General features: G+C 71.8%; 9 protein-coding genes and 1 pseudogene. 7 read left to right on the top strand and 3 right to left on the bottom strand.

The window, feature by feature from the left end; genetic code table 11:
- Positions 1–70 precede the first annotated feature (70 nt).
- The gene (locus tag AB0M20_RS07230; protein ID WP_364295147.1) at positions 71–1009 is read right to left on the bottom strand and encodes a sulfite exporter TauE/SafE family protein; all 939 of its coding nucleotides are present in this window, start codon (positions 1007–1009) and stop codon (positions 71–73) included.
- Between the two features lie 182 nt (positions 1010–1191).
- On the opposite strand from AB0M20_RS07230, the pseudogene AB0M20_RS07225 reads away from it, so the two are divergent.
- Positions 1192–2391 (top strand): annotated as a pseudogene (locus AB0M20_RS07225) (glycosyltransferase family 4 protein); the annotation flags it as partial.
- Positions 2389–3915: a glycosyltransferase gene (locus tag AB0M20_RS07220; protein ID WP_364295150.1), complete on the top strand. Its 1527-nt coding sequence runs from the start codon at positions 2389–2391 to the stop codon at positions 3913–3915. The pseudogene AB0M20_RS07225 and the gene AB0M20_RS07220, both read left to right, overlap by 3 nt.
- On the opposite strand, the gene AB0M20_RS07215 is transcribed toward AB0M20_RS07220, so the two are convergent.
- Together AB0M20_RS07215 and AB0M20_RS07210 are read right to left on the bottom strand one after the other, a co-directional pair.
- Positions 3875–5002, bottom strand: a complete 1128-nt coding sequence (locus tag AB0M20_RS07215) for a glycosyltransferase (RefSeq protein ID WP_364295144.1) — start codon at positions 5000–5002, stop codon at positions 3875–3877. The genes AB0M20_RS07220 and AB0M20_RS07215 overlap by 41 nt on opposite strands.
- Positions 4992–5960, bottom strand: a complete 969-nt coding sequence (locus AB0M20_RS07210; protein ID WP_364295141.1) for a glycosyltransferase — start codon at positions 5958–5960, stop codon at positions 4992–4994. The genes AB0M20_RS07215 and AB0M20_RS07210 overlap by 11 nt, the downstream gene beginning before the upstream one ends.
- Before the next feature lie 419 nt (positions 5961–6379).
- Here AB0M20_RS07210 and AB0M20_RS07205 point away from each other — a divergent pair, with 419 nt between their 5' ends.
- The 5 genes from AB0M20_RS07205 to AB0M20_RS07185 are packed head-to-tail and all read left to right on the top strand — an operon-like array spanning position 6380 to position 13192.
- The gene (locus tag AB0M20_RS07205; protein ID WP_364295138.1) at positions 6380–7513 is read left to right on the top strand and encodes an ABC transporter substrate-binding protein; all 1134 of its coding nucleotides are present in this window, start codon (positions 6380–6382) and stop codon (positions 7511–7513) included.
- A gap of 31 nt (positions 7514–7544) precedes the next feature.
- Entirely contained in the window at positions 7545–8375 is an 831-nt protein-coding gene (locus AB0M20_RS07200; RefSeq protein ID WP_364295135.1) for an ABC transporter permease subunit, read from the top strand.
- Positions 8363–9157, top strand: coding sequence for an ABC transporter permease subunit (locus AB0M20_RS07195; RefSeq protein ID WP_364295130.1), 795 nt, complete (start codon positions 8363–8365; stop codon positions 9155–9157). The genes AB0M20_RS07200 and AB0M20_RS07195 overlap by 13 nt, the downstream gene beginning before the upstream one ends.
- Positions 9154–10191: an ABC transporter ATP-binding protein gene (locus AB0M20_RS07190; protein WP_364295127.1), complete on the top strand. Its 1038-nt coding sequence runs from the start codon at positions 9154–9156 to the stop codon at positions 10189–10191. The genes AB0M20_RS07195 and AB0M20_RS07190 overlap by 4 nt, the downstream gene beginning before the upstream one ends.
- 19 nt (positions 10192–10210) lie before the next feature.
- Positions 10211–13192 (top strand): glycoside hydrolase family 38 C-terminal domain-containing protein, encoded by a 2982-nt coding sequence (locus tag AB0M20_RS07185; RefSeq protein ID WP_364295124.1) that lies wholly within the window; start codon positions 10211–10213, stop codon positions 13190–13192.
- Positions 13193–13294: the final 102 nt, after the last annotated feature.

Below are 13294 nucleotides of genomic sequence, written 5' to 3'. Positions count from 1 at the left end.
AGCGGACTGACGGCGAACGGACTGAAGCCGCGGCCACCCCCCAGCGGCCGCGGCTCCAGTGGTCCGGCGATCAGGCCGGCTGGCGCTCCTCCTCGGCCCGGGCCTGCTGAGCCTCGGCCTCGGCGATGATCGCCTTCTCCTCCGCGGCGTTCTTGCGGTACTGCGAGATCGAGTAGGCCAGGGCGGCCGCCCAGACCACGTAGATCACCGCGTAGACGGAGTAGCGCGTCGCGTCGGGCGCATCGATCCAGTCGCTGCGCAGCAGCGTCCGGGTGTTGGTCAGGATGATGACGCCGCCGACCGCGGAGCCGAGCACCCGCGGCGGGATGTGCCGCACCAGCCACGCCGCGATCGGCGCCGCGATCACGCCGCCGGCCAGCAGCGCCGCGACCCAGGCGAAGTTCACGCCCTCCGAGCCGATGCCGATGATGAAGCCGATGCTGGCCGCGATCGCGACGAGGAACTCGCTGGTGTCGATCGAGCCGATCGTCTTGCGCGGCTCGAGCCGGCCGCTGGCCAGGATCGCCGGGGTGCCGACGGGACCCCAGCCACCGCCGCCGGTGGAGTCGACGAAGCCCGCGACCAGGCCGAGTGGAGCCAGGAACCGCTTGCGCAGCGGCTTGCCGAGGTGTCCCTTGGGCAGGCCTTGCGTGGTGAAGCGGATCAAGACGTACAGACCGAGGACCAGCAGGATGACGGCCATCAGCGGCGCGGCCGTCTCGGTGGAGAGACCGGACAGGAACGTGGCGCCGGCGAAGGCGCCGATCGCGCCCGGCACACCGATCTTCAGCACGACCTTCCAGTCGACGTTGCCGAAACGCCAGTGCGAGACGCCGGAGACGAGCGTGGTACCGATCTCGGCGAGGTGAACCGTGGCCGAGGCGGCCGCCGGGTTCGTGCCGATCGCCAGGAGGAGGGTGGTCGACGTGACGCCGTACGCCATGCCCAGGCTGCCGTCGACGAGCTGCGCGCCGAGTCCGACCAGGGCCAGAAGGATCAGCTTTCTCATGTGTCGGTCCTATCGGTCCTGTGGGATTTCTTATTTCCTACCCCAGTGATCGGCATTGTGCAATACTCCATCCCGCCTGCTGGACGCGAGGTGAAGAGCCGTTGACAAGTACGTGACGGGGACGCGGATCTCGCCCGCTGCGTCCGTACAATCGCCGCATCATGGGAAACGGTCGTGTCGTGATGCTGGTCGACAACGGCGTGCGGGGCGACTCCCGGGTGCAGAAGGCGGCCCGCTCGGCCGCCGCCGCCGGCTGGGACGTGACCCTGCTCGGGTGCTCCCCCACCCCCGCCGAGCAGCGCTGGCGCCTCGGCCATGCGCAGGTGCGTCTGCTTCCGCTGGGTCGCGGTGGCCAGAGCGGGTTGCGCGGGCGGCTGCTCGCCCGCGGCGGGTGGCCGCTGCGGCTGGCCCGGCTGGCCCGCCGACCCGTCGAGCTCGCTCAGGTTCGGTACTGGTTCGCCCGGATGGGTGACCGAGCATGGCGGCAACTCGAGCCTGGGCTGTGGGCGTACGAAAAGGCCTTCGCCGCCGCGATCGACGAGCTGGCGCCCGATCTGATCCACGCGCATGACACCCGCATGCTCGGTGTGGGCGCCCGCGCCAAGGAGCGCAACCCGGCGATCCGGCTGGTCTGGGACGCTCACGAGTTCCTGCCCGGCGCGCGCCCCCGCCGCGACAACGCCCGCTGGCTGCCCGCCCATCGGGCCTACGAGCGGGAGTACGCACCAGCCGCGGACGCCGTCGTCACTGTGTCCGACACCCTGGCCGGCATGCTGCAGGAGGAGTACGAACTGCCCCGGCGCCCGTCCGTGGTGCTGAACGCGCCCGTCGCGGCGCCGCCGGCCGATGAGGTGCCGGACCTACGCGCCCTGTGCGGCGTGGACCGGGACACTCCGCTGCTCGTCTACAGCGGATCTGCGTCGCCGCAGCGGGGACTCGCCGACGTCGCCGCGGCCCTGCCGATGCTGCCCGGCGTGCACGTCGCCATGGTCGTGGAGGACCCGGCCGGGGCGCCGCGGCACGAGCGCATCCACCCCGTGCCCTACGTCCCCTACGACCAGGTGACCCGCTTGCTGTCCGGGGCGGACGCCGGGCTGATCCCGATCCACCACTGGCCCAACCACGAGATCGCCCTGATCACCAAGTTCTTCGAGTACGCGCACGCCGGCCTGCCGATCATCGTCAGCGACGTGCGCACGATGGCCGAGACGGTCCGGTCGACCGGCATCGGCGAGGTGTTCCGCGCGCAGGACCCGGCGGACCTGGCCCGGGCGGTGCGGAAGGTGCTGGCCGATCCGGGCGGCTACCGGAGCGGGCCGCTCGACGAGTGGACCTGGGAGACACAGGCCGCCAAGCTCGATGCGCTCTACGGCAAGCTGCTGGATCCGCCGCCGGCTCCGGATGTCACCGTCATCCTGGCCGTGCACGACACGATGCCGTACCTCACCGAATGCCTCGACTCCCTGGCCGCGCAGACGATCGGCGGCGGCCGCCTCGAGATCGTCGCGGTCGACGACGGCTCGACCGACGGCAGCGGCGCCGAGCTGGATCGCTTCGCCGCCCGCCATCCCGGCCGCTGCACGGTCATCCACCAGCCCAACTCCGGCGGTCCCGCGCGCCCGTTCAACCGCGGCCTCGACGCCGCCACCGGCCGCTACGTGTTCTTCACCGGCGCCGACGACCGGCTCGGCCCGGAGGCCCTCGAACGCCTCGTCGCCGCGGCCGACGAATACTCCTCGGACGTCGTGCTCGGCCGCGTCGCCGGCGTCAACAGCCGGCACATCTTCCAGGACGTCTTCGCCCGCGACGAGCCCGACCTCGACCTCTTCGACTCGCCGCTGCCCCGGTCCCTCGCCAACACCAAGCTCTTCCGGCGCGAGCTGCTCGATCGGCACGCCATCCGCTACCGCGAGGACATGCCGATCGGCAGCGACTTCCCGTTCACCCTCGCGGCGTGCTTCCACGCCGGCCGGATCTCGGTGCTCACCGGATACGACTTCTACTACGCGGTGCGCCGGCACGACGCCGGCAACATCACCTACCGCAGCCGGCACGCGGTGCGGGTCGAGACCGTGGAGAAGATCGCCGGGTACGTGGCCGAGCTGATCGAGCCGGGCAAACGCCGCGACGCGGTGATGGTCCACCGGTTCGACCACGAGATCGCCCGGCTGCTCGAGGACGACCTGCTCGGGCTGGACCGGGCGAGCCAGCAGCTGGTGCACGACGTCGCCGGCCGGCTGGCCGCCGAGCACCTCAACGACGACATCGCCGCCCGGCTCGGCCCGGAGGCCCGGATCCGGCTGGCGGTGGCCCGCGACGGCGACCTCGACGACCTGCTCGCCGTGATCCGGCAGGACGCGCGGGAGGGCCGGCCGCGCACCGAGGTCCGCGGCGGGCGGCGGTTCGCGGCGTACCCGGGCTTCGGCCGGCTGCCCGACGCGGCGTTCGACGTGACGACCGCGCCGGACTGGGCCGCGAAACTGGACGCGGTCGCCGTCCGGTGGCGCCGCGACGAGCTGGTGATCGAGGCGGAGGGCGACGGCGCGGCGAGCGTCAGCGCCGAGGAGGTGCCTGCCCGGATCACCGTCGCGAACGGGCGTACCTGGATCCACTTCGACGTGGTCACCATCGTCGCGACGGCCGATCCGACCGGGCAGCGCCGGATCGTGTCGGCGCAGCCGGGACCGTTCGACCCAGGGCGCGCGCTCGGGCGGGCGAACGCGACCGGCGCGGCGGGCGCGGCCGCGGTGCGCGCGCCCCGGATGCGGCGGGTACGCCCGAAGCTGGTCCGGCAGGGCCGGCGGCTGGTCGCCGTCGCGCCCGTGCTCGACTCCTCCGGCCGGCTGATGATCTCGGTCGTGCCGCTCAGCGCACGGCGCGTCGCCGCCCGGCTGCTCCGGCGGTGACGGCGGCGTCGGCGAGCTCGTCGTAGAGGTCCTCGAGCCGGCTCGTCTGCCGGGCCAGGTCGAAGTTCCTGGCGGTGAACTCACGGCCGCGGGAGCCGAGCTTCGACCGCAGGCCCGGGTCGGCCAGCAGCCGGCCGATGTTGCCCGCCAGCACGCGGGGGTCGCCCTCCGGGCCGAGCAGCCCGGTCTCGCCGTCCTTCACCGCCTCGGGGATGCCGCTGTGCCGGGTCGCGACCACCGGCAGCCCGAGCGCGGCGGCCTCCAGGATCGTGGTCGGCAATCCTTCGGTGTCGCCGTCGGCCGCGGTGCGGGACGGTGCGGCGAGCATCTTCGAGGCTGCGAGGTGACGGGTCACGTCGCCGGGCGGGAGGTTGCCGAGGAAGGTGACGTCGAGCCGGCCCGCCTGCCGGCGCAGCTCGGCCTCCAGCGGTCCGGAGCCGATCACCACCGCCTTGGCGGGTGTCCGGGCGAGCGCGGCGATCAGGTCGCCGACGCCCTTCTTCTCGACCAGGCGGCCGACGAAGGCGACGTCCCACCGTTTCGGACCGCCCGGGACGGCCGCCGGGATCGGGATGCCGGTGTGGTGCACGCGTACCTTGGCTGGGTCGGCGCCGAGGGCGATCGCCCGCTCCCGGATCGGCTCGGAGACGGCCAGGACCACCGCCGCCCGGCGGAACGCGGCGCGCAGGTTGCGGCGGTAGCGCAGCCCGAGGGGGCCGGGCGTCGCCGGCTGCCGGGTCACGTCGTGCCCGTGCACGGTGATGACCAGCGGGGCCCCGCACGCGGCGGCGGCCCGGCTGACGAGCCACCCGTCGCCGCCGAAGTGGGCATGCACCACGCCGGGGCGCAGCCGTCCCAGCGCCCGGGTCAGGATCGGCGATCGCCCGGTGAGCCGCAGCCGGAGGAATCCGGCGCCGTCCGGGAAGGCCACCACGTCGGCCGGCTCGGACAGCGGCGACGCGATCCGGGTGGCGCCGAGGTAGGCCGGGCGCCAGCGGGTGAGGGCGGCGCCGTGGTTGCGGACGAACGTCTCCGAGGCGGGCAGCATGGCGCTCCGCCAGATGACGAGCGTGCGGTCAGCCGGCATCGACCCCGACGGCCTTCCGCCGATCCCCCCGCCGGCCGAGGACACGGTCGCGCAGCTTGGCGCGCACGGCCGGCGGGAGCGCCCAGATCTGCAGGTAGGTCAGGTAGTCGATGGCGCCGGGCCGGCCGTGCCGGTACGCCTCGGACAGCACCTCCCGGAACACCGCGGGACTGCGGGTGGTGGCCGCCATCGAACCAAGGACGCTCATCGCGAACGCAGCGTACGCGCGGCGGGTGAACAGGTCGCGGCTGGCTCGCAGCCACGCGAGCACCTCGGCCCACGGGTTGGTCAGCGTGATCCGGTCGCGGTCCTCGTCCTGGTGCCAGAGCACCAGCGGCTCCGGCACGAAGAGCAGCTCGGTGTCCTCCTGCTGGACCGCGCGCAGCGTCCAGTCGAGCTCCTGCGCCCGGCACACGCCGGGCCGGAACGGCACGCGGCGCAGCAGCGCGGTCGGCGCCATGATCGTGGAGGTCTGGATGAAGCCGTCCCCGTAGAACAGTCCACTCCGGACAGTCAGGTACTCGCTGATCGGCTCGCCCGCCTTGGGCAGCCGGCGTGGCAGTGTGGACTCCGCCCGCGGCGTGCGGTTGATCAGCCGGGTGGCCACGATCGGCGTGAGTGAGGTCGCAGTGGCGGCGACCGCGAGCTGCGCCTCGAGCTTGGTGCACAGCCACTCGTCGTCGTCGTCGAGCAGCGCGACCCAGGCCCCGCGGGCGGCCAGCACGCCTTGGTTGCGCGCGTTCGGCGCGCCGCCTTTCGCGGGCAACTGCACGACGCGGATCCGATCGTCGTCGAGTGTGTGCAGTGCCTCGAGGGTCGTGTCGTCCGGCCCGTCCACCACCACGACCACTTCGAGCGCGCGGTGGGTCTGCGCCAGCACGGTGCGGATCGCGCGAAGGACGAGGGCGGGACGGTTGCGGGTGGGGATGACGACACTGACATCCGGTGTCGAAGGCATCCGCGCACGATAGTGGCCCGGAACGGCGCGAAGGTGACATGCAACTGGCCTGTGCACGGAGAAGCAAAACGCGCGTATGAATTTCTTGTAAACACGTAACCATTCGCGGGCGTCATTGCGTCTTGTCGATAAACGGCAGAACCTGCTCGGATCGCTGCCCGCGCTGACCGTGAAGGACCCCACCGGGCTCTCCGCGGTCGACGAGGGGGCAGCGTCGAGATCCTGACCGACTTGAGTATGGACATGCTCAAAGCGGTCAAGAAAGACCAGGTAGCTGAATTCCTCCAGGCACATCCGGAAGTGATCGCCCCCGCTGAGGCATGATCAGGAGATCGTCGCCGGATCGACGCCTTTTCGTCGCCCGGAAGCCGCGCCTGCCCAGCGATGATCTTGAACACGGCTTCACGAGGAGGAACATAGTGCGGAATCTTGCGCGTACCGCCGCGACCCCGATAGCGACTCTGCTGGCGGCATCCACCTTCGTCGCCATGGCGGCCTGCTCGCCGCCCGAGAAGGAGAGCGACGGCGGCAGCGGCGCCGGCGCGGCCACCGCCACCTCCGCCGCCGACCTGGGCGGGCTCGACGCCCTGGTCGCCGAGGCGAAGAAGGAGGGCCAGCTCAACGTCATCGCCCTCCCGCCCGACTGGGCCAACTACGGCGAGATCATCAAGGCGTTCGGCACCAAGTACGGCATCAAGGTCAACTCGGCCCAGCCGGACGCGTCCAGCCAGGACGAGATCAACGCCGCCAACCAGCTCAAGGGCCAGGACAAGGCGCCCGACGTGTTCGACCTGGGCACCGCGGTGGCCACCGCCAACGTGGCGATGTTCGCGCCGTACAAGTCGGAGAAGTTCGACACGGTCCCGGCGGAGCTCAAGGACCCGAACGGCACCTGGGTCAACGACTACGGCGGCTACATGTCGATCGGGTACGACACCTCCAAGGTGCCCGCCCCGGCCACCCTCGCCGACCTGCTCAAGGCGGAGTACAAGGGCAAGGTGGCGCTCAACGGCGACCCGACGCAGGCCGGCGCCGCGTTCTCCGGCGTGCTCATGGCCTCGCTCGGCAACGGCGGCTCCGCCGACGACATCGCGCCGGGGGTGGAGTTCTTCAAAAAACTCAAGGCGGCCGGCAACTTCCTGCCGGTGGACCCGACTCCGGCCACGATCGCGTCCGGCCAGACGCCGGTGGTCATCGACTGGGACTACCTGAACGTGGGCCAGGCGGCCAAGACCGCGACCTGGAAGACCGTCGTGCCGGCCGGCGCGGTGGTCGGCGGGTACTACGTGCAGGCGATCAGCAAGGACGCTCCGCACCCGGCGGCGGCCCGGCTCTGGCAGGAGTTCCTCTACTCCGACGAGGGCCAGAACCTGTGGCTCAAGGGCGGCGCCCGCCCGGTGCGCGCGGACGACATGGTCAAGGCGGGCACGATCGACAAGACCGCGTACGACGCCCTGCCCAAGGTCGAGGGCACCCCGGTGATCCCGACCGAGGAGCAGAACAACAAGGCCAAGGAGTATCTGACCGCCAACTGGGCCAAGGCAATCGGCTGACATGCCGCCTGCCTCGCGACGTCACCTTTCGTTGCTGGGGACCGTCCCGTTCTTCGCCTACGTCGCGATCTTCCTGATCATCCCGACCCTGGTCGTGGTGATCGGGGCGTTCGCGGGTGACGAGGGCGGGGCGTCCCTGAGCAACGTGCGGGCGCTGAAGGAGAGCTTCATCCTGGCCGCGTTCGGCCGCAGCATCCTGCTGTCGGCGACGACCGCGGTGATCGGCGCCGTGTTCGGGGCGCTGCTCGCCTACGCCCTGGCCACCGCGCGGCCGGGCGGGCTGCTGCGCCGGGCGGTGACCGCGGCAGCCGGGGTGCTGGCCCAGTTCGGCGGCGTGACACTGGCGTTCGCGTTCATCGCCACCATCGGCCTGTCCGGCTTCGTCACCGTGTTCCTGCGCGACAATGTCGGGGTCGACCTGTATTCCGGCGGCGTGTGGCTCTTCGAGACGCCCGGCCTGATCCTCGTCTACACGTACTTCCAGATCCCGCTCATGGTGATCGTCTTCCTGCCGGCGCTGGACGGCATCCGGCCGCAGTGGCGCGAGGCGGCGGAGAGCCTCGGCGGGACCAACTGGCACTACTGGACCCGGATCGCCGGGCCGCTGCTGGCGCCGGCCTTCCTCGGGTCGACGCTGCTGCTGTTCGCCAACGCGTTCTCCGCGTACGCGACCGCGGCCGCGCTGGTCAGCCAGGGCAGCCCGATCATCCCGCTGCAGATCCGCGGCGCGCTGACCAGCGAGGTCGTCCTCGGCCAGCAAAACCTCGGCAAGGCGATGGCGCTGGGCATGGTGGTGGTCGTCGCGATCGTGATGGCGCTCTATGCCCTCCTGCAGAGAAGGACGGCCAGATGGCTGGGCTGATCGCGCGGCGCGCCCGCAAGCAGGCCGCCTTCCGCTGGGCCGTGCTGATCGTGCTCGGCATCTTCTTCGTGCTGCCGCTGGTGGCGATGGTCGAGTTCACCACCCGTGGCGACCAGCAGACGTGGAGCCTGCTGGTGGACTGGCCCGAGCTCAGCGCGACCTACCCGGATCTGGCCGAGGGCATCATCGCGTCGCTGCTGCAGGCGTTGTTCACCGCGCTGCTGATGCTGGTGCTGCTGGTGCCGACCGCCATCTGGGTACGCCTGCGCCTCCCGGGCCTGCGCCGCCTGGTCGAGTTCCTCTGCCTGCTGCCGCTGACCATCCCGGCGATCGTGCTGGTGGTCGGGCTCGCCCCGGTCTACGCGTGGGTCAACTACTTCATCGGCGGCTCGTCGCTGACGCTCGTCTTCGCGTACACGGTGCTGGTCCTGCCGTACGCCTACCGCGCGATCGACGCCGGCCTGTCCGCGATCGACGTCAAAACCCTCGCCGAGGCGGCCCGCAGCCTGGGCGCCGGCTGGGGCACCGTCATGCTGCGGGTGGTCCTGCCGAACATCCGCTCGGCCGTGCTCTCCGCCGCGTTCCTCACCGTCGCCCTGGTGCTCGGCGAGTTCACCATCGCCTCCCTGCTGAACCGCACCAACGTGCAGGTGGCGATCAACTTCCTGGGCAAGAGCAGCGCCACCATGTCGGTGGCCGTGTCCCTCGCGGCGCTGCTGCTGGCCTTCGTGCTCCTGCTGCTGTTGTCCTTGATCGGCGATCGACGGAGGGCTTCCCGATGACCGGTGTCGCCGTGCACCTGAAGGAACTGCGCCGCACCTTCGGCTCCGTGCACGCGCTCGACGGCCTCGACCTCGAGCTGCATCCCGGCGAGCTGATCGCACTGCTCGGCCCGTCCGGGTGCGGCAAGACCACCGCCCTGCGAGTCCTCGCGGGGCTGGAGGACGCGGACAGCGGCACGGTGCTGGTCGACGGCAAGGACATCACCGGGCTGCCCGCCAACCGGCGCGACATGGGCATGGTCTTCCAGGCGTACAGCCTGTTCCCGCACATGACGGCGCTGCAGAACGTCGAATTCGGCCTCAAGCTGCGCGGCCGCGGCGATGGCCGCGGCAGGGGCGCGGGCCGGGCCGCGGAGATGCTGGACCTGGTCGGGATCGCCACCCACTCGGCCCGCTTCCCGCACCAGCTCTCCGGCGGCCAGCAGCAGCGGGTCGCACTGGCCCGCGCGCTGGCCATCCAGCCGAAGGTGCTGCTGCTGGACGAGCCGCTCTCCGCGCTCGACGCCAAGGTCCGCGTGCAGCTGCGCGAGGAGATCAAGCGGATTCAGACCGAGGTCGGCACCACCACCCTGTTCGTCACGCACGACCAGGAGGAGGCGCTCGCCGTCACGGACCGGGTCGGCGTGATGCGGTCCGGCCGACTCGAGCAGCTGGGCCCGCCGTCCGAGGTCTACCGCACCCCCGCGACCGCGTTCGTCGCCGACTTCGTCGGGCTGAGCAACCGGCTGCCCGGCCGGGTCGCCGACGGCCACATCGAAGTGCTCGGCAGCCGCCTGCCGCTGGTCGCCCCGTCGCCCGGCGGTGGGCAGAAGACCGCGCTCGTGCGGCCCGAGTCGGTCGACGTCGTCCCCGACCCCGACGGCGCCGGCCGGGTGCTCACCGCGAGCTTCCTCGGCCCGACCAGCCGGGTCACCGTCGAGGTCGGCGACGCTCTGGTGGTGGCGCAGGTGGCCAGCGGGCGGCTCGGCGAGTTGCAGCCGGGCAGCCCGGTCCGGCTCGACCTGCAGCCCGTACCGGTGGCGCTGGAGGACTGATCCGGGGAATCATCGCCGGATGCACTCTGAGGACATCACGCAGCAACGGCTCGACCGTGCGCTCCGCGACCGCATCCGCCCGGCGCTGGTCACCCACCTCGCGGATCTGGAGATCGGCGCATGGGAGGTGCGCGGTGAGCCGGTGCCGTTCGCGGCGGCGCGGGAGGCCGGGTACCGGCCCTTCGCGATCGGGGAGGCGTGGGGCCGGGCGTGGGACACCGTCTGGTTCCGGCTGCGCGGCACGGTGCCGGAGGAGGCCCGCGGCGCGCGCGTCGAGATCGCGCTGGACCTGGGCTGGCAGGACGACTCGCTGCCTGGGTTCCAGGCCGAGGGCCTCGCCTACGCGAGCGACGGAACTGTCATCAAGGGTGTGCAGCCGCTCAACAACTGGGTCCCGGTGTCCGGCGCCGGCGCGGTCGAGGTCTACCTGGAGGCCGCGGCCAACCCGCAGTTCTTCGGCCGGGCCATCGACCAGTTCCGGCCCACGCCGCTGGGCGAGCGGGAGACGGCCGGGGAGAAGCCGCAATACGTGCTGAACACGGCCGCGCTGGTGATCCGCCACGAGGACGTCGCGGCACTGCTGCACGACCTGGAGATCGTGGCCGGGCTGCTCAACCAGCCGGAACTCGACCTGACCCTGCGGGCGCTGGCCACCCGTGCGCTGGACACGACGCTCGACCTGCTCGACGCGAACGGGACGGACGATGTCGATCGTCTGCGCGAGCCGCTGAGGCCGATTCTCGAGGCGCCGGCCTCGGCGAGCGCGCACCGGGTGTCGGCGGCGGGGCACGCGCACATCGACTCGGCCTGGTTGTGGCCGCTGCGCGAGACCCGGCGCAAGGTGGCGCGCACGGTGGCCAACGTGCTGCAGCTGATGGACGAGCACGAGGACCTGGTGTACGTGATGTCGGCCGCGCAGCACTGGGCCTGGCTGCAGGAGGACCACCCGGCGCTGTTCGAGCGGGCCAAGCGGCGGGTGGTCGAGGGCCGGTTCGTGCCGATCGGCGGGATGTGGGTCGAGTCGGACACCGTGCTGCCCGGCGGCGAGGCGATGGTCCGGCAGTTCACCGAGGGCCAGCGGTACTTCCGCGAGGAACTCGGCCACGAGACCCGGATCGCGTGGCTGCCCGACTCGTTCGGATACTCGGGCGCGCTGCCGCAGATCGTCCGGCAGGCCGGCATCGACTACTTCCTCACCCAGAAGATCTCCTGGAACCGGGTCAACCGCTTCCCGCACCACACCCTCGAGTGGGTGGGCATCGACGGCACGTCGGTCTTCACGCACTTCCCGCCGGCCGACACGTACAACGGCGAGATCACTGTCAAGGAGCTCAACTACGGCGCGGCCAACTTCAAGGAGAAGGGCGCCGCGACGCGGTCGCTGCTGCCCTTCGGGCACGGCGACGGCGGCGGCGGGCCGACCCGCGAGATGCTTTTCCGGGCGCGGCGGACCGCCGACATGGAGGGCGTGCCGAGGGTACGCGTGGAGGACCCGCAGGCCTTCTTCGACGCCGCCCGGGAAGAGCTGCCGCACCCTCCACAGTGGTACGGCGAGCTGTACCTCGAACTGCACCGCGGCACGCTCACCTCGCAGGCGGCGATGAAGCGCGGCAACCGGCGCAGCGAACACCTGATGCGCGAGGCGGAGCTGTGGGCCGCCACCGCGGCGGTGGCCGGCGTCGCCGACTACCCGTACGACGAGCTGCGCGGCGCCTGGCGGACCGTGCTGACGCACCAGTTCCACAACATCCTGCCGGGCTCGTCGATCGGCTGGGTGCACCGTGAGGCCCGGCAGACGTACCGGGATCTCGCCGCGAGGCTCGGCGGCCTGATCGGCGGGCTCCAGGAGACGCTCGCCGGCCCCGGCGAGAACGAGGTCTGCTTCAACACCGCCCCCGTGCCGGTGTCGGGTGTCGAGCCCGGCGCCGCGACGGTCGCCTCCCCCGCCGGCGAGCAGCGGGCGGTCGTCGAGGGGCGCACGTTGCGGTCGGACCGGACCTCGGTGACCCTCGCCGAGGACGGGACGATCACGTCGATCGTCGACCTGGAGACCGGCGCCGAGGCGGTCGCCCCCGGCGGACGGGCCGCGGTGCTGCAGCTGCATCCCGACTATCCGGCGCACTGGGACGCCTGGGACGTCGACCGGCACTACCGGGCCAGCGTCACCGACGTCACCGACGTGGCCTCCTTCGAGACCGGCGTGGGCGACGCGGGCGAGGCGTGGGCGACGGTCGAGCGCAAGTTCGGCGCGTCGGGCGTGCGGCAGACCTTCACCGTGCGGCCCGGCCGGCCCGGCGTGGAGATCCGCGTCGAGATCGACTGGCACGAGCAGCAGCGGCTGCTGAAGCTGGGCTTCGACGCCGACGTGCACGCCGACCGGGCCCGTTTCGAGACCCAGTTCGGGCACGTCACGAGGGCCACACACGACAACACGTCGTGGGACGCGGCGCGCTTCGAGGTGGCCGCGCACCGCTGGGTGCACGTCGGCGAGCCGGTCGGGGTGGCGCTGGCCAACGACGGCACGTACGGCCACGAGGTGCGGCGGGTCGCGCGGCCGGGCGGCGGGATGGCCACCCAGATCCGGGCCACGCTGGTGCGCGGGCCGCGGTTCCCCGACCCGGACACCGACCAGGGCACCCACGAGCTGCGCTTCCACTTCGTCCCGGCGGCGACCCCGGCGGACGCGGTGGCCGCGGGCTATGCGATCAACCTGCCGCCGTCCACCCGGCTCGGCGGGCGCGGGGTGCCGCCGCTGGTCCGCCTGGAAGGCGACCCGGGCGTGCTGATCGAGGCGGTCAAGCTGGCCGACGACCGGTCCGGCGACGTCGTGGTCCGGCTCTACGAGTCCCTTGGTACGCCGGGCGGCACGACCGTGCACACCTCGTTCGACGCGGCCGGCATCGAGCGCACCGACCTGCACGAGCGGCCGCTGGGTCCGGCCGGGCCACGGCTACGACTGCGCCCCTTCGAGATCGTGACGTTGCGCATCGCCCGCGGGTAGCCCCGCCGGGCGCCCCACCGAGTAAAAAAACATTAAAGTCTAACATACTAGACTTATTTACTTCGTAATTAAGTCGTTAAACCGTGTGCTCTACGACCAAAA

This window comes from Actinoplanes sp. NPDC051633, from assembly GCF_040681735.1.
GTDB lineage: Bacteria > Actinomycetota > Actinomycetes > Mycobacteriales > Micromonosporaceae > Actinoplanes.
Note: the sequence above shows the minus strand (reverse complement) of the source record. Positions and strands in the feature narration are given on the sequence as shown.